This is a genomic window from Nocardia cyriacigeorgica (genome assembly GCF_010858045.1).
Classification (GTDB): domain Bacteria; phylum Actinomycetota; class Actinomycetes; order Mycobacteriales; family Mycobacteriaceae; genus Nocardia; species Nocardia cyriacigeorgica_E.
The window spans coordinates 1-226 of the sequence record NZ_JAAGVC010000453.1; the positions used below are offsets into that span (position 1 = coordinate 1).

At 67.7% G+C, this 226-nt stretch carries 1 pseudogene; it reads left to right on the forward strand.

The annotated features are described in order from the left end of the window. Window positions 1-191 (forward strand): annotated as a pseudogene (locus GV790_RS30440) (hypothetical protein); the annotation flags it as partial. Window positions 192-226 lie beyond the last annotated feature (35 nt).

The following is a 226-nucleotide window of genomic DNA, read 5'->3' on the forward strand; positions in this document are numbered from 1 at the left end:
AGTTCGTCCGGTACGCCACCTGGCTCGCCATGCTGTCGGGCATCATCAGCATCGTCTACGCGGGCGGCCGGTTCGCCTGGGAGAAGTGGAGCGGCGGTTCGTTGCAGTCGCCGAAGATGGTGGCCGGCGCGATGATCGGTGGTGTGGTCGCCACCAGTGCGGGCACCATCATGAACGCCGTCATCGGCTGATCGCGTTCGCCTGCCCGCCGGCGTAGCCGGGTGAG